Annotated in this window: 18 protein-coding genes; 5 read left to right on the forward strand and 13 right to left on the reverse strand. The window is 60.0% G+C overall.

Annotated features, from left to right (window positions below):
* Positions 1 to 2: 2 nt before the first annotated feature.
* The 6 genes from secB to A9404_RS08790 all read right to left on the reverse strand — a co-directional run bounded on the left by secB (position 3) and on the right by A9404_RS08790 (position 2,560).
* Positions 3 to 497 (reverse strand): protein-export chaperone SecB, encoded by a 495-nt coding sequence (secB, locus tag A9404_RS08765; protein WP_066100386.1) that lies wholly within the window; start codon positions 495 to 497, stop codon positions 3 to 5.
* Between the two features lie 109 nt (positions 498 to 606).
* Positions 607 to 1,041: a thioredoxin TrxC gene (trxC, locus tag A9404_RS08770; protein ID WP_066100388.1), complete on the reverse strand. Its 435-nt coding sequence runs from the start codon at positions 1,039 to 1,041 to the stop codon at positions 607 to 609.
* The gene (grxC, locus tag A9404_RS08775) at positions 1,034 to 1,375 is read right to left on the reverse strand and encodes a glutaredoxin 3 (RefSeq protein ID WP_066100391.1); all 342 of its coding nucleotides are present in this window, start codon (positions 1,373 to 1,375) and stop codon (positions 1,034 to 1,036) included. Before grxC ends, trxC begins: the two co-directional genes overlap by 8 nt.
* A 93-nt stretch (positions 1,376 to 1,468) precedes the next feature.
* Positions 1,469 to 1,894, reverse strand: a complete 426-nt coding sequence (locus tag A9404_RS08780) for a rhodanese-like domain-containing protein (protein WP_066100394.1) — start codon at positions 1,892 to 1,894, stop codon at positions 1,469 to 1,471.
* A 42-nt stretch (positions 1,895 to 1,936) separates the two neighbouring features.
* Positions 1,937 to 2,146: a YgaP family membrane protein gene (locus A9404_RS08785; RefSeq protein ID WP_066100396.1), complete on the reverse strand. Its 210-nt coding sequence runs from the start codon at positions 2,144 to 2,146 to the stop codon at positions 1,937 to 1,939.
* Positions 2,147 to 2,227: 81 nt separating this feature from the next.
* Positions 2,228 to 2,560, reverse strand: coding sequence for an ArsR/SmtB family transcription factor (locus A9404_RS08790; protein WP_066100399.1), 333 nt, complete (start codon positions 2,558 to 2,560; stop codon positions 2,228 to 2,230).
* Positions 2,561 to 2,902: 342 nt separating this feature from the next.
* On the opposite strand from A9404_RS08790, the gene A9404_RS08795 reads away from it, so the two are divergent.
* From A9404_RS08795 to A9404_RS08805, 3 genes are all read left to right on the forward strand, one after another.
* Positions 2,903 to 4,135, forward strand: a complete 1,233-nt coding sequence (locus A9404_RS08795; RefSeq protein ID WP_066100402.1) for a murein hydrolase activator EnvC family protein — start codon at positions 2,903 to 2,905, stop codon at positions 4,133 to 4,135.
* A gap of 257 nt (positions 4,136 to 4,392) precedes the next feature.
* On the forward strand, positions 4,393 to 5,760 hold the full coding sequence (locus A9404_RS08800; RefSeq protein WP_082922857.1) for a S41 family peptidase: 1,368 nt from the start codon (positions 4,393 to 4,395) through the stop codon (positions 5,758 to 5,760).
* 197 nt (positions 5,761 to 5,957) lie between these two features.
* The gene (locus A9404_RS08805; RefSeq protein WP_066100405.1) at positions 5,958 to 6,512 is read left to right on the forward strand and encodes a DJ-1 family glyoxalase III; all 555 of its coding nucleotides are present in this window, start codon (positions 5,958 to 5,960) and stop codon (positions 6,510 to 6,512) included.
* Between the two features lie 131 nt (positions 6,513 to 6,643).
* On the opposite strand, the gene A9404_RS08810 is transcribed toward A9404_RS08805, so the two are convergent.
* Genes A9404_RS08810 through A9404_RS08820 form a run of 3 tightly spaced genes read right to left on the reverse strand, consistent with a single transcriptional unit; the run spans position 6,644 to position 9,113 of the window.
* Positions 6,644 to 7,951: an ammonium transporter gene (locus tag A9404_RS08810; RefSeq protein ID WP_156521295.1), complete on the reverse strand. Its 1,308-nt coding sequence runs from the start codon at positions 7,949 to 7,951 to the stop codon at positions 6,644 to 6,646.
* Positions 7,952 to 7,963: 12 nt separating this feature from the next.
* A complete protein-coding gene (locus tag A9404_RS08815; RefSeq protein ID WP_066100410.1) occupies positions 7,964 to 8,302 on the reverse strand; it encodes a P-II family nitrogen regulator in 339 nt (112 codons plus the stop codon).
* Between the two features lie 28 nt (positions 8,303 to 8,330).
* Positions 8,331 to 9,113 carry a TorF family putative porin gene (locus A9404_RS08820; protein ID WP_197490322.1) on the reverse strand — a complete coding sequence of 261 codons (783 nt, stop codon included), beginning with the start codon at positions 9,111 to 9,113 and terminating at the stop codon, positions 8,331 to 8,333.
* A 246-nt stretch (positions 9,114 to 9,359) separates the two neighbouring features.
* Here A9404_RS08820 and A9404_RS08825 point away from each other — a divergent pair, with 246 nt between their 5' ends.
* Positions 9,360 to 9,623 (forward strand): accessory factor UbiK family protein, encoded by a 264-nt coding sequence (locus A9404_RS08825; RefSeq protein ID WP_066100413.1) that lies wholly within the window; start codon positions 9,360 to 9,362, stop codon positions 9,621 to 9,623.
* A gap of 101 nt (positions 9,624 to 9,724) precedes the next feature.
* Entirely contained in the window at positions 9,725 to 11,239 is a 1,515-nt protein-coding gene (locus tag A9404_RS08830) for a YifB family Mg chelatase-like AAA ATPase (protein WP_066100415.1), read from the forward strand.
* A gap of 81 nt (positions 11,240 to 11,320) precedes the next feature.
* On the opposite strand, the gene zapE is transcribed toward A9404_RS08830, so the two are convergent.
* The 4 genes from zapE to sdhA all read right to left on the reverse strand — a co-directional run bounded on the left by zapE (position 11,321) and on the right by sdhA (position 15,346).
* Positions 11,321 to 12,448: a cell division protein ZapE gene (gene zapE, locus A9404_RS08835; RefSeq protein WP_197490323.1), complete on the reverse strand. Its 1,128-nt coding sequence runs from the start codon at positions 12,446 to 12,448 to the stop codon at positions 11,321 to 11,323.
* 95 nt (positions 12,449 to 12,543) lie between these two features.
* The gene (locus A9404_RS08840) at positions 12,544 to 12,843 is read right to left on the reverse strand and encodes an FAD assembly factor SdhE (protein ID WP_082922860.1); all 300 of its coding nucleotides are present in this window, start codon (positions 12,841 to 12,843) and stop codon (positions 12,544 to 12,546) included.
* 5 nt (positions 12,844 to 12,848) lie between these two features.
* Positions 12,849 to 13,547: a succinate dehydrogenase iron-sulfur subunit gene (locus tag A9404_RS08845; RefSeq protein ID WP_066100418.1), complete on the reverse strand. Its 699-nt coding sequence runs from the start codon at positions 13,545 to 13,547 to the stop codon at positions 12,849 to 12,851.
* Between the two features lie 41 nt (positions 13,548 to 13,588).
* Complete coding sequence (gene sdhA / locus A9404_RS08850) at positions 13,589 to 15,346, reverse strand: succinate dehydrogenase flavoprotein subunit (protein WP_066100421.1); 1,758 nt, start codon at positions 15,344 to 15,346, stop codon at positions 13,589 to 13,591.
* Positions 15,347 to 15,352 lie beyond the last annotated feature (6 nt).

A 15,352-nucleotide genomic window follows, 5' to 3' on the forward strand; every position in this document is an offset into this window, starting at 1 on the left:
CTCTACTGCGGGCGAGAAACCGAAGCTTCGGCCTGCTCCTGGGCATGCTGGGCAAACAGTTGGTCGAAGTTGATCGGCTGCAACACCAGCTGGGGGAACCCCCCCTTCATGACGAGATCGCTGATGGTTTCCCGAATGTAGGGCTGGATGATGTTCGGGCAATAGGCGCCAAGCACCTGCTGGACACTGGCGTCATCGAATCCGACGATGGTGAAGATACCGGCATACTGCACTTCCGCCAGGTAAATCGTTTCATCCTTCTGGCTTGCGGTTGCCGTGATGGTCAACGCCGTTTCATACACGCCTTCGCCCAGCGGACGGGCATTGTTGGCCACCTGCACGTTGATCTCGGGCGACCATTCGTCCGACACGAAAATGTCGGGCGTCTGCGGCGACTCGAAGGAGACATCCTTGAGATAGATCTTCTGGATCACGAACTGCTGTTCGGTTGCGGCCGTGTCGACGGCTTCTGCGCCGTTGGCGGTTTGATCGGTCATGTTAAAGACTCCTTCACTAAATGCGATTAAATCGGAAAATCCTAACCAGGATTGATGAGGTTTCGATGACGAACGCCCAAATACCGTCGCTCTGCGGCCGATATCCGGCTCAATGGACACCCTGCTGCTGCAGCCATCGCGTCAGATCGGCCAGGGACATCGCCCCAGATGCACGTGCCACCTCACGCCCTCCCTTGAACAGAATCAGGGTCGGGATGCTGCGAATCCCGAACCGCGCCGAGGTCTGGGGCGACTGTTCGGTCTCCAGCTTCCCGACACGCAATACATTCTGCTTCTGTGCGGCTATTTGCTCGAACACCGGGGCCATCATCCGGCATGGTCCGCACCAGGTCGCCCAGAAGTCAACCAGAACTGGCAGATCGTTGCGCGAAATCTGGCGGTTGAAGTTCTCGTCGGTCAATTCGATCGATTTTCCCGGAAAAAGCGCTACCCCGCATTTGCCACACTTCCCGGCGCCCATCCGGCTCGCGGGAATCCTGTTGACGGCACTGCAATGGGGGCATACGACATGTGGGTCAGTCATGAGCGGCTCCTTGTTCGGAGGACGATTTATCCGCCCCACGCTCCTTGTCGAGAAGGGCATATAAATCCCCACTCGCCTTCAGGGCGGCGAGATCATCGTAGCCGCCCACGTGAGTCTCACCGATGAAAATCTGCGGAACCGTATACCGGCCGGAGCGCGCCTCCATCTCCGCACGGCGGTCTCGGGAGAAATCGACCGATATCCCCTCGAACACCAACCCCTCCTGCTTCAGGAGGCGCTTGGCAAAATGACAGTAGGGACACAGATCGCTGTAGTAGACGACGATCTGCGGCGCAGGCACCGAGGACTCACGGACGGCGTCGGATTCACTCATGGATAGGACCGATACATGTAACAACAGGCAGGAATGCTGCCGCGCCGGATACACACGACTTGACGAAGATCGTCCGTCGAAGCCATGGATCGACTATTTCCGGGTGACCGGGTAGTTTTCAGCCTTCCAGGCCATGATGCCCCCGGCCAGATGCCCCACGTTCGTGAAACCGGCCTTGACCATCATGTTGGCAGCTGCCGAGGAACGGTTACCCGACCGACAGTAGAGCAATACCTGATCCGCCTTGTGCTTTTCCAGATCAGTCAGCTTCGTGGGGAGGGACCCCAACGGAATATGCTGTGCGCCCTTGATATGCTCGCCCCGGAACTCATCCGGTTCACGAACGTCGATCAGCACAACCTGCTCACGGCCGATCAACCGAGCCAACTCGGCTGCCGTCAGATTCTGGAATTTTTGAAGCCCCCGGGTCATTTCGTTGCCCAGCAGCATCACGATCAGAACGATCGCCACCAGTGAAAGCGCCCAGTGGCGAATTAAGAAATCGAGAAATTCCTGCATAACCTGCCTTGTCGGTTACGGATGTTGAATGAACGATGCGCCTCAGGAGCAACGAAAACCAAATCGGGCCAGAATGGAATCCATCGGGCAGAATTTGGTAATACCGCTTTGGAACAGGTTGAGGCCGACGAACGCCGTCAACCACAACCAGGTGGGATGCTCCAAATGGGCCTGACCGGTCAGTTGTGCCAGAACCAGGGAAAGCAGCACCATGAACCCAGCCATGATGCGCACAATACGATTAGCCGTCATTTCTCGTCTCCGTTGTGTTAGGAATAAACAGGCGCCCGCCCCCCGAAGACGCGGACACCTGACTCATCGAATCTCATCATTTTAGGTGAACGGGCAGAAGACTTCCTGCATCATGCCGATCAATCGAAGTGTCCGGGCATCGGATACGCGGTAGAACACCTTGTTCGCATCCTTTCTGGAGGCGAGAATCCCTTTGTCCCGCAGAATGGCAAGATGCTGTGAAATGTTGCTCTGGGTCGTCCCCACGGCTTCCACGATCTCCTGAACATGCAATTCCCGATCCCCGAGAATGCACAAGATTTTCAACCGCAAGGGGTGAGACATGGCTTTGAGTGACCGCGAGGCCCGGTCGATATCCTCGGAGCGCGCCATCAAGCGCTCGTTGCCGCACTCTTCATTCACTTCAAGGCTCATTCACTATTTCTCGGTAAAGGTCATTAAACTTGGCGCATGATCATCATTACGCCAGGGAAAACAGTTTCAGGTCACCCCATTTCGCCGAGTAGACAACCTCATCCTAATCCGTGTCCCTGGGCGAATGTGATGACAGACGATCTCTTCTGCCTCATTTCGCTTTATATTTTTGAGCCTATACTAGCCATTTTTAGGGAACATGTCGTGGATAATTGCAAAATCGGGGCGAATCGTCAGAAAAGACGCGCAAAGTCTCCGTTTTTCCGATTTTGCCGAGCAAGCACGCCCAGCGCGTCGCTTTTTTTCCAAGCGCGGCAGTGTCATTTCAGCCTGGGAGCGCACATGAAGCGCCGGCCGGTTTATTTCCTGCTCCTTCTGTTCCTGATGCTCGCCCCACCAGCTTCTCAAGCCACAGATCCGGCACATCAGCTCAATCGTGCCATCGATCAGCAAAAATCCGAACTGAACGTCACGCGGGCAAAACAGGACCAGCTTCGGCAGGAACTGCGCGCCACACAGGCCCAGCTCAGCGACACCGAACAGGCACAAAATACCCTTGAGGATCGAATCAGCGGTATCGAGGAAAAAATCGAGCAACTCGAGGCCACGCAAAAGGCCCTTGCGTCGCAAGTCGAGGGACTGCGGCCTCAGATTGCCGATAATCTGAGGCTCGCCTATTCGCTGGGGGATCAGGCGACACTGGGCACGCTGCTCGCACACACCGATGCCCTGACGACAGAACGCAATCTTCATTACATTCGCGCATTGCTGAATGCAGCGCTCACCAAAATGGGCCAGCTCAAGCAGGCGGAACAGGAGCAGCAAGCCAACAAGGCAGCGCTCAAGGCGAACCACGAGGCCCTGGTTACGGCCCATGAAGCGCTTTCGAAAACCTTGGACCAACGTAAGAAACAGCAGGCGGAACAAAACGCGCTGCTCACGAAGATCAGCCAGCAAGTTGATCAACAATCCCAGCACCTGGCCGCCCTGTTGCGCCAGAAGCGGGCGTTGGACGCCCAGATCGCCCGACTGAATGCGGCCGCCGCCGAGGAAGCGCGAGCACGCGCGGCAAGGCGCGCCGAGGCGGCCAAACAGGCGCGCGCCGACCATGCGCGCTCCAGCAATTCGGCTGATGACGACCAGGAGGTTTCCGGCGATGATCGTCCCGCAGCCCCCGGCTCACCGGGCGCTATTCCGGTACGCGGTAAGGTGATTCGCGGGTATGGCGCACCGATCGCTGAAGGCGATATGCGCGCGCAAGGTATTCTGTTTGCCGCCCCCGCCACCGCTGCATTTCGTGCCGTGGCTGCGGGCAAGGTCGTTTTTGCCGATTCGATGCGCGGCTGGGGAAACCTGGTCATCCTTCGTCACCCCAATGGCTACCTGTCGCTCTATGCCCATGCCAGCGAACTTCGCGTTCATACGGGCATGCGGGTCAGCCGTGGGACCGAACTCGGCCTGTGCGGTCAGATCGAAGGCCGTGAAACGGGCCTGTATTTCGAAGTACGTCGCGGTAACGACACGATCAATCCGCAACGCTGGTCGGCCTATCGCACAGCCAGCAAGCAGCCCTGAGCGCGATCCGGCAGGCCAGGGTCAGGCCTGTGACATAACCAACCGATCATGGTCCTTGCCCCAGCCAGGCTAAATACTTGCTATGCTTCACGGGATGACCCCGAGAGACGATCGGACTCGCCCTAAGGCTGAACGATAACGAACGGTGCATGTCTTAACATGCAGGACTTGCGATTGAACCAAGTCATGCCTATTTCACGGATCGTGGTTCCTGTATGCCACGCTTTCCCTTCGCTTGATACGGAGAAACGACTTTCATGGCCCAGTGGTTGCGCAAAACATCTACCCTCGGGGTAGCCGCAGTATTTGGCTTTTCGGTTGCGATCGCCATCAATGCCCTCGCCGACAAGGATTCCGCGCCCAACGCAACGGACGTGCAGTCCACCATTCCCCTCAACGAGCTGCGGACATTCACCGATGTGCTGACGCGCGTGAAGGCAGACTATGTGGATCCGGTATCCGACAAGACCCTGATGGACAACGCCATTCGCGGCATGATTTCCCGGCTCGACCCGCACTCCAATTATATGGACAAGTCCGAGTTCAAGGATCTGCAGGAAACCACCACGGGCAAATTCGGCGGATTGGGCCTCCAGGTCGGCATGAAGGAAAACATCATTACCGTCATCGCGCCGATCGATGACACCCCCGCGCAACGGGCGGGCATCAAGGCCGGCGACAAGATCGTCAAGATCAATGGTGAACTGACCCAGGGGCTCGACCTGGAGAAGTCCGTCAAGTTGATGCGCGGCGAGCCGGGCACCAAGATCACCCTGACCATCGTTCGGGATGGCGTCGACAAGCCCTTCGACGTGACCATCGAACGCGCCATCATCAATGTGAAATCCGTGAAGGCGCGCATGCTCGATCCCGGTTTCGGCTATATCCGGATCGCCCAGTTCCAGTCCGACACGACGGAACAGATGCATGACGCCCTGAATCAACTCATCAAGGACAACGACAATCATCCGCTGAAAGGACTGGTTCTCGATCTGCGCAACAACCCGGGCGGCGTGCTGCAGGCGGCCGTCGGCGTGGTCGATACCTTCGTCAACAAGGGGCTCATCGTCTACACCGATGGACGCGATGCCGACTCGAAAATGAGCTTCAAGGCCCACGAGGGCGACATGCTTTCCGGCGCACCGATCGTCGTGCTCGTCAACGGCGGCTCCGCGTCTGCGTCCGAGATCGTGGCCGGTGCCCTGCAGGATGACGGCCGGGCGCTCATCGCCGGCGAGCGGACGTTCGGCAAAGGCTCCGTCCAGTCGATCATGCCGCTCAGCAACGGCGGCGCACTGCGCCTGACCACGGCACGCTATTTCACGCCTTCCGGTCGCTCTATCCAGGGCGAAGGGATCAAACCGGATGTCGAGGTGCATCAACTGAAGATCGCCGATATCGAGAAAGTCTTCTCCATCAAGGAAGCCGATCTGGCCGGACACATCACGAACCCGAACAACAACGGCAAGGGTGATAAAGCCCCGAAAGAGGCCCCCATCAAGCAGATGATCAACACCGACGGCAAGCCGCTCGTCGAATCGGATTATCAACTCTACGAAGGGCTCAACCTGCTCAAGGGCATGGCCATCGTCGCGAAGCGGGACGCGAAGCACACCGGGAGCTGATCAACGGCCAGGAGCGGCGCCAACCGCTATTTATTTTCGACCCGCCAGGCGGTACCTTGTGCGGGTCGTTTTATTTCCGCGCCTTCGCTCAGTTCTGCAGACACCGGACCGAGGGCGCGGGGTTTATCGTCACTGTTCCTATCAGCGCTGCGCTACACGGAGGTGCAGCGCGCCCAAGCCATCTGGAGAAGTATGTTATGTCGCTCAAGGCCATGGTTTTACTGGCACCCGGGTTCGAGGATCTGGAAGCCGTCACCGTCATCGATCTGCTGCGCCGCGCCAAATTCCAAGTATCGGTCATCAGCCTGCACGAAGACGAGGTTATCGGCGCACGGGGCACGCGCCTGATCACCGATAGCAACCTCTCACTGCTCGACAAACAGGCCGCTTTCGACATCATCATTCTGCCCGGCGGCCAGCCGGGTGTGGACAACCTGTCTGCAGATCCGCGCGTGGCCCGTTTGCTGAAGGCGCAGATCCAGGCTAATCGCCGCGTCGGCGCGCTGTGCGCCGCTCCGAAGGTATTGGCGAAGGCCGGCTTGTTGGCGGGCAAGACCGTGACCCATTATCCCGGCGCTCTGACGGACGCGGAACAGAGTAATGTGACGGTCACCAACGCGCCCGTTGTCGTCGATCCGCCCTTGATTACCGGACGCAGCCCAGGCGCCGCCATGGATTTCGCGCTGGCCATCATCGAGGAACTGGCAGGACAGGCATTGAAGTCGGACATCGAGTCCGCTCTGGTCCGCTAATCCAACGCCTAACCGGTCTCAAGTCCAGCACCGGACACCGTGCAGCAAAGCGTGACGCACAAACAAAAACACCCGCAGATGCGGGTGTTTTTTTGGGCAGGTCGTTTTACCTGACGATGAGGGCCTATCCCTTAGACACGCTCACCATGCTGGTTGATATCCAGACCTTCTGCTTCTTGCTCTTCGGTAACCCGCAGACCAATGGTCATCTTCAGTACCATCAGGATGATGAAGGTGACGACCGCATCGTAGATGATGGTGAAGCCAACACCCTTCAGCTGAATCATGAACTGGGCGAAGATGCTGCCGTTGGCGGCCGCGTTCAAACCGGCGCCGCCGAAGGCCGCGGCCGAGAAGATACCGGTCAGCAGGGCACCGACGATACCGCCGACCGCGTGTACGCCGAAGGCATCCAGGGAGTCGTCATAGCCAAGCGCGCGCTTCAGGTATACGGAGGCCAGGAACGGGATGATACCGGCGGCGATACCGATCACGAAAGCACCGGTCGGGCCAACGAAGCCGGATGCCGGGGTGATGGCAACCAGGCCAGCGATCGCACCGGAAGCCATGCCCAGCAGGGTCGGCTTGCCACGCATGATCCACTCGATACCCATCCAGGACAGGGCAGCAACGGCAGTGGCGATCTGGGTGACGGCCATGGCCATACCTGCAGTGCCATCGGCAGCCAGTTCAGAACCGGCGTTGAAGCCGAACCAGCCCACCCACAGCAGTGCGGCACCGGACATGGTGTACACCAGGTTGACCGGCGGCATGGCTTCTGTGCCATAGCCCTTACGCTTGCCCAGTACCAGAGCAGCAACCAGACCTGCAACACCGGCGTTGATGTGCACGACGGTACCGCCGGCGAAATCCTGTACGCCGTCGCCGGCAAGCCAGCCGCCACCCCAGACCATGTGGGCAATCGGTGAATACACGAGGATGGACCACAGACCCAGGAAGATCAGCAGAGCGGAGAACTTCATCCGCTCGACCAACGCACCGATGATGAGCGCGGGGGTGATGATCGCGAAGGTCATTTGGAAAGTCATGAAGACGCTTTCCGGAATCGTGCCGCTCAGGCTGTCATAACCCATACCTTTCAGGAACAGAGCACTGAGGTCGCCGACGTAGGCGCCGCTGCCCTTGAAAGCCAGGGAGTATCCGATAACCGCCCAGATCACGCTGATCAACGCAGTCGTGGCGAACGTTGCCGCAGCAACGGACAACAGGTTCTTGCGACGAACCATGCCGCCGTAGAACAGGGCCACGCCCGGGATGGTCATCAACAGGACCAGCGCGGTGGAAGTCAGCATCCATGCCGTGTTGCCAGCATCCAGCTTCGGCGTCGCATCCGCTGCGGAGGCCGCTGTCGAGAACAGCAACCCAAGAACCGTCATAATTCCCAGCCCGATGCCAGGATTCATTTTAAAATTTCTCATGTTACGTGCTCCTTAAAGCGCCTCTGGACCTGTTTCACCAGTACGAATCCGCACGGCTTCCTCGATCGGGGCAACGAAGATCTTGCCGTCGCCGATTTTGCCCGTACTGGCAGCCTTGGTAATCGCATCGATCACGGACTCAACCGTCGCGTCATCCACGACCATCTCCAGCTTGACCTTGGGCAGGAAGTCGACGACATACTCTGCACCACGATAAAGCTCGGTGTGGCCCTTTTGCCGACCGAAGCCTTTGACTTCGGTCATCGTAATCCCCTTCACGCCAACGGTAGACAGTGCTTCACGCACATCGTCGAGCTTGAAGGGTTTGATAATTGCTGTTACCAGTTTCATAAAAAACCCCTTGGATTATGAGCGTGACTTAGAAACTCTTGCTGATGCTGAACACCGCAGTCGCGCCAGCAATGTATTTGCTATTGCCTGCATTGTCAGTGAGGGTGTACAGGCTCTTCTTCGCATTCGTATCGATATAGGCGACGCTGAACGCCCAACCCGGTGCAAAGGTGTCTTTCGGCATGGTGTAGGTGAGGCCCAGCAGCCAATCGGTGTAGCTCAGACCGTTGTTACCGGCGCCACGAATTTTCTGGTGGCCGATATGACCGTCCAGGGTCAGCGCGTCGGTCAACGGGTAGTGTCCGTCCAATTGGATGTAGTTGGAACCCTTACTACCCGGTACGCCGTAGTACTTGGAGGAATCGATGTTGTACTGGGCGGTCAACCACTTATAGGTTGCAGCGATATGCCACTCGGTCGTATTGATGCCTGAAGAGCCAGAGTTCATCGGGTAGTACACGTAGATGCCGCCGATATCGAATGAGACATCGTCGTTCAGCTGGTAGGTGTAGCCGCCGAACCAGTCGGTTTCCATGCCAGCCAGATCCGGTACGCCCAATGACGCAGTGGAAATGCTCGAGCCCCAGAAACCGGCGTAGAAGCCAGCCGGCAGGCCCAGGTTGATGCCAACCTGTACGGCCGGCTTCTTGAAGGTCTGGGATAGACCACGCCAGCGGTAATCGCTGACGACTGCGGCACTACCGGACAGGCTTACAGCCGGAGCGTCCGCGGCCTGCACGGAAGGGACGGCAAAGGCGGACAGGGAAGCGACTACCGAAGAAGCGATCAAAGTCATTTTGAATTTATTCATGAACTCATTCCTCATTGTGTGATGCTACAGATTGCCCCATTGCCTTTATCAGGAACCGTGCCACATTTTTATCTTATTGTTTCGTTTGAACTATCCCTGGTGGCCCCCTATTTTTCAGCAAGATGACGTCCCGTTTTGGTGCAACGCCCAAACCCCGGGTGATCCATAATAGTGCAACCGGAACTCCTTGCAAGCACGACGATAATCCCTAAGAATCATTCTGTTGATCAGACTGAGGGAATGGGTATGTCACTTTCACACACCATCGAAGAACTCTCCCACCGGATCGAGCAATCGCTGCCCGAGGGCATTCGTCAGACCAAGGGCGAACTGGATAAAACGATTCGTCAGGCCGTCATGAACGCCTTCCAGAAAATGGAACTGGTCACCCGTGACGAATTCGACATACAAACGCAGGTACTCGCCCGCACCCGCGCAAAGCTGGAAATGCTGGAACAACGGGTTGCCGACATCGAAGCACGCCTCGATCCGCCGAAACCGGCCGAATAACACGGACGAATGAACCATGCGCCGGGATCGGCGCATTTCTTTTTTCACCGCTCGCACCGGTCCATCGGTGCACATGCTCCATCGACACAGGCAGGGATGATATGTCGATCGCCAAGGTTTTCAGCCGCGCACGCATCGGGATCGACGCACCGCTCATTACCGTCGAAGCGCATGTCAGCAATGGCTTGCCGGCCGTCACCCTGGTCGGTCTTCCTGAAACAGCCGTGCGGGAAAGCCGGGATCGCGTCCGTGCGGCCATTCTTTCCTCCGGCTTCGAGTTCCCACCCCGGCGACTGACGATCAATCTCGCACCCGCCGACCTGCCCAAGGAAGGCGCACGATTCGATCTGGCAATTGCCATCGCCATTCTAGCCGTCACCGGTCAAATCCCTCTTACCGAGGGACAGGCATTATCGACGTATGAGTTCCTGGGAGAGTTGTCGCTGGATGGCGGCCTTCGTCCGGTTACCGGCGCCCTGCCGGCGGCCATCGGTGCCCGTGATCACGAACGAACGCTCGTCATTCCGCCCAGCAGCGCCGCCGAGGTGGCGGTGATCAATGAAGTCCGAGCCCTGACGGCGTCGCACCTGACGGCCGTCGTGGCGCATCTCGCCGGACAGGAGGCGCTGGCACCCGTGCGCTCCGAGATTCGCAGCGTTCCGGATCCGGCCATCGATGGCGACCTGTCGGACGTGAAGGGGCAACCACGCGCCAAACGCGCCCTCGCGATCGCTGCGGCCGGAGCGCACAACCTCCTGCTGATCGGGCCGCCGGGTGCCGGCAAGAGCATGTTGGCTCAACGCCTGCCGGGCATCCTGCCGCCTATGACCGAGGCCGAGGCCATCGAGGCGGCCAAGATCGCCTCGGTGTCTTCGGCCGGTTTCGATCCCGCACGCTTCGGTGTTCGCGCGTTCCGCGCCCCACATCATTCGGCCTCTTCGGTGGCCCTGATCGGCGGCGGCTCGAATCCAAAACCCGGCGAAATTTCCCTGGCTCATCATGCTGTGCTGTTTCTGGATGAGTTGCCGGAGTTCGACCGCAAGGTGCTTGAAGCGCTGCGGGAGCCTCTGGAGAACGGGCACATCACGATCTCCCGGGCCGCTCAACAGGCCGAGTTTCCGGCCCGGTTCCAGCTGATCGCCGCCATGAACCCCTCGCCCCAAGGTACGGAAATCCATTCCCTGGCAGCTCAGCGCTACCGGGCAAAGCTTTCCGGCCCGCTGCTGGACCGGATCGACATGCATCTGGAAATCCCCCGGGTGTCCGCCAGCGCCCTGAGCCAGCCAGCCGACCCGGAAACCGCCGGCTCCGCGACGATTCGCGAACAGGTGGTCCGGGCGCGCGCGGCGATGCTGGACCGACAGGGCATGCCAAACGCCTTTCTGCCGCCCCGCAGTCTGTCCACCGTGGCGGCCTTGTCTACAGCGGATCAGCATTTCCTGAATCAGGCGCTGGAAAAGCTGAAGCTGTCGGGCCGGGCACGGGACCGAATTCTCAAAGTGGCCCGCACCATTGCGGACCTGGATCAGAAACCGCAGATCGACACGGCAGCCTTAAGCGAGGCCATGGGCTATCGCAATCTGGATCGCCTGTTCAACGGAACAGGGGCGACGTGACATAACCGCGCACGCCAGGCGGGCACCACGGCGAGTCCGGCAAAATATTGGGTTGCACCCATGCTGTGCAACCGCAGGCGATCACGGGACTGCGCGCTCGCCCCAGACCAGCCCCTCGACGCACGACTGCATTTCCGTGAGCCGACTCCGGACACGGCGGAATGCTCCGTCGAGCAGACCGTCATGCCCAAGGTGCTGGATCGGCACGGCCGCCGAACAGATCAGCGTCACCTCATGATCGTAAAGCGTGTCGACCAGCCACATGAATCGGCAGGCCGAATCCAAGGAGGTTTCGTCGAACTGCCGGACGCCCGACAGGAGCAGGGTATGGACCTGGCCTGCCAGCGCGATATAGTCGGCCTTGCCCAGATTTGCAGCGCACAGTTCAGCGAAATCGAACCAGGCCACGCCGTTGCGGTAACAGCGCGCCTGTAGGCTGCGCCCTGCAGACGCTTGCAGGGTGGTGCCCGCCTGCATCGACACGTCGGCGCCATCGCCGGAGTCCGTGGTCAATGCCCGAAAGAGCGCCGGGAACGCTTGCTCGCTGACCCCGAACGCACCTTCGGCACTGCCTGCGAGCCGATAGTCCTCATCGCCCGTGAAGGGAACCACGACCATGTTGGCCTTGATCAGGGCAATCGTCGGAAGGAATCGCTCACGCTGCAATCCGTTCGGATACAACCCCGCTGGCTCGGAATTGGCGGTCATGACAATGGCGACTCCCCGGGTGAACAGCTCTTGGAGCAGCCCGCGAATCAGCATCGCATCGCCAATGTCGGTAATCTGGAATTCGTCCAGACACAACAGGCGAACCTCGCGGGCAAGGTCCGCGGCAACGAGCGCGAGGGGGTTCCGTCGTCCTTTCAAGGGGGCCAGTCGTTCATGCATCGCCTGCATGAACGCATGAAAATGCAGGCGCGCCCGCCGTTCGATGGGGACGCAGTCGTAAAAGGCATCCATCAGGAAGCTCTTGCCCCGCCCGACATCGCCACAAAGATAGACGCCCTGCACCGGCATCGGCCGACGCACGCGGCGCAACCAGCGCGCGCCGGGTAATCCATCAACCACCGACGACGGCACCGACAACCGCCCCGTCATCTCCTGCAGAGCCATTAGGGCAGACCGTTGGGCGTCGTTGAGCGTGAACCCGAATTCTTCTGCCCGCGCCCGGACGCAGCATTCCAGCGACGAGGCCATCACGCCGTCCATGCGCATGCTTCCTCAAGGCCCGGTTTGCCGAGTGCCGAACGAACGGGGTAGGTCGAGGGAATGACGACGTCGTGCATGTCACACCGGCCCGCGATTCACGACACGACGCTCGCGCGCAGCCACTGCAGGACGACCGATGGCGCTGGCCCAGGGTCGGGCGTTTGATCGCGAATATCCTGCCAGAGTTCCTGATCCGCCTGGCTCAGCATCTGCTCGAACTCCTGCCACTGTGCCCGCGTCATGCGGCTGGCGTTGTCGTCCAGGAAACGCGCCAGCACCATGTCGAGCTCCAGCATGCCGCGACGGCAGTGCCAGCGGATTCGGTTCAGATCCGGTGCCCCCGCCCCGGAACAGAGCCGGGCACGGTCGATCGGGTTGTCGTGGGCGGCGGGCATGATCGTCAGACCGTCCGCTTGACCAGCAGCGACTTGATCTTGCCGATCGCCTGCGTGGGATTGAGTTCCTTGGGACAGACATCGACGCAATTCATGATGCTGTGGCAGCGGAACAGTCGGTAGGGATCCTCGAGATCGTCCAGCCGCTCATTCTGTGCCTGGTCGCGGCTATCGGCAATGAACCGATACGCCTGCAACAACCCGGCCGGCCCGACGAACTTGTCCGGATTCCACCAGAACGATGGGCAGGAAGTCGTGCAGCAGGCGCAGAGAATGCACTCGTACAACCCGTCGAGCTTGGCCCGATCCTCGGGCGATTGCAGTCGCTCGACATCCTGACCGGGTTCGTCATGATTGATCAAGTAAGGTTTAACGGAGCGGTAGTGCTCAAGGAACTGGCTCATGTCCACGACGAGATCGCGGATCACCGGCAGGCCCGACAAGGGACGCAGGGTGATCGGTTGCTTCAGGCCGACGAGGGGCGTCACGCAGGCCAGACCATTGCGGCCATTGATGTTCATGCCGTCCGACCCGCAGACGCCTTCCCGGCAGGAACAGCGCACGCTCAGGGTTTCATCCTGTGCCTTGATCATCAGGATGGCGTCGAGCAGCATGTTGCCTTCCGGTTCGATATCCAGCTCGTAGTCCTGCATGTAGGGCTTGGCATCGGTATCGGGGTTGAAGCGGTAGATGGAAAATCGCATGTCGGAATCCTGATCGGTACGGGGCCCAGTAAACGTTCAATCTAGTAAACGCGCGGCTTGGGTTGGAAGGCATCCACGGTCAGCGGGCGCAGCCGCACCGGCTTGTAGTCGAGGCGTTGGCCTTCGGCAAAATACAGCGTGTGCTTCATCCATTGCGTATCGTCCCGCTCGGGGTAATCATCCCGGGCATGGGCGCCTCGGCTCTCCTGACGCGCGGCTGCCGAGATCATCGTGGCCAGCGCGACCGCCATCAGGTTTTCCAGTTCGAAGGCCTCGATCCGACCGGTATTGAACACCTTGCTGTGATCGCGCAGCACCACGCCCGGCAACTTGGCGGCGACATCACGCATTTTCCGCACCCCTTCCTGCAGCACCGCCTCGGTACGGAAGACACCGCAGTGCTGCTGCATGGTCCTGCGCATTTCCTCGCGCAGCTCGGCCACGGTGATGCCGTCGCCCGTTCTTTCCCAGCGGTTCATCCGGGCCATGATGGGTTCGAGCGATGTGGCCGACACGGGGCGGGGCGTCGGGTTTTCGTGGCAATAGGCGATCACGTCCTTGCCGGCGGATCGGCCGAACACGATGAGATCCAGCAAGGAGTTGCTGCCCAGGCGATTCGCCCCATGCACCGACACGCAGGCACATTCGCCGATGGCATAGAGCCCGGGCACCGCTTCCTCGGCGCCATCGGGCGATGGCTTCACCACTCGGCCGTGCAGATCCGTCGGAATGCCGCCCATCATGTAATGCACGGTGGGCACGACAGGAATCGGATCCGAGGCCGGATCGACATGGGCGAATTTCTTCGCCAGTTCGCTGATGCCCGGCAGGCGCTGCTGGATCACCTCCGGCCCGAGGTGGTCGAGCTTGAGCAGGACGTGATCGCCCTGCGGCCCGCAGCCCCGGCCTTCGTGGATTTCCATGGCCATCGCGCGGGAAACGACGTCGCGACTGGCCAGATCCTTGGCATTGGGCGCATAGCGTTCCATGAACCGCTCGCCGTCCTTGTTTACGAGGTATCCGCCCTCGCCACGGACGCCTTCGGTCACCAACACACCCGCACCGTGGATCCCCGTGGGATGGAATTGCCAGAACTCCATGTCTTCCAGCGGAATCCCGGCCCGCAGCGCCATGCCGAGTCCATCGCCCGTATTGATCAGCGCGTTGGTCGTGGCCGCAAAGATGCGGCCGGCGCCGCCGGTGGCAAGGATCGTCGCCCGCGCCTCGATGAGGATCGGTTCGCCGCTTTCGATCCCGAGCGCCACCACGCCCAGCGCGTGCCCGGCGTCGTCCATGACGAGATCGATCGCGAAATATTCCTCGAAGAACTGGGTACGTGCCGCGATGTTGCGCTGGTACAGGGTGTGGAGCATGGCATGCCCGGTCCGGTCGGCCACCGCACAGGTGCGTACGGCCGGCGCGCCGCCATATTCCTGCGTCATGCCGCCGAAGGGCCGCTGATAGATCTTGCCGTTGTCCAGGCGATCGAACGGCATGCCGTAGTGTTCCAGCTCGATCACGGCCTCGTTGGCGTTTCGGCACATGAACTCGATGGCGTCCTGATCGCCCAGATAATCCGAGCCTTTGACGGTGTCGTACATGTGCCAGTGCCAGTTGTCTGCGCTCACGTTACCGAGACTGGCGGCGATGCCGCCCTGGGCGGACACCGTATGGGATCGCGTGGGATACACCTTGGATACCACGGCGACCTTGATACCGGCTTCGGCCAGCTGCAGGGCCGCGCGCAGACCGGCGCCGCCCCCGCCAACGATCACCGCGTCGAATGTTCTCTTGTCCATCGTCCT

The sequence above is a fragment of the Halothiobacillus diazotrophicus genome (assembly GCF_001663815.1).
GTDB lineage: Bacteria > Pseudomonadota > Gammaproteobacteria > Halothiobacillales > Halothiobacillaceae > Halothiobacillus > Halothiobacillus diazotrophicus.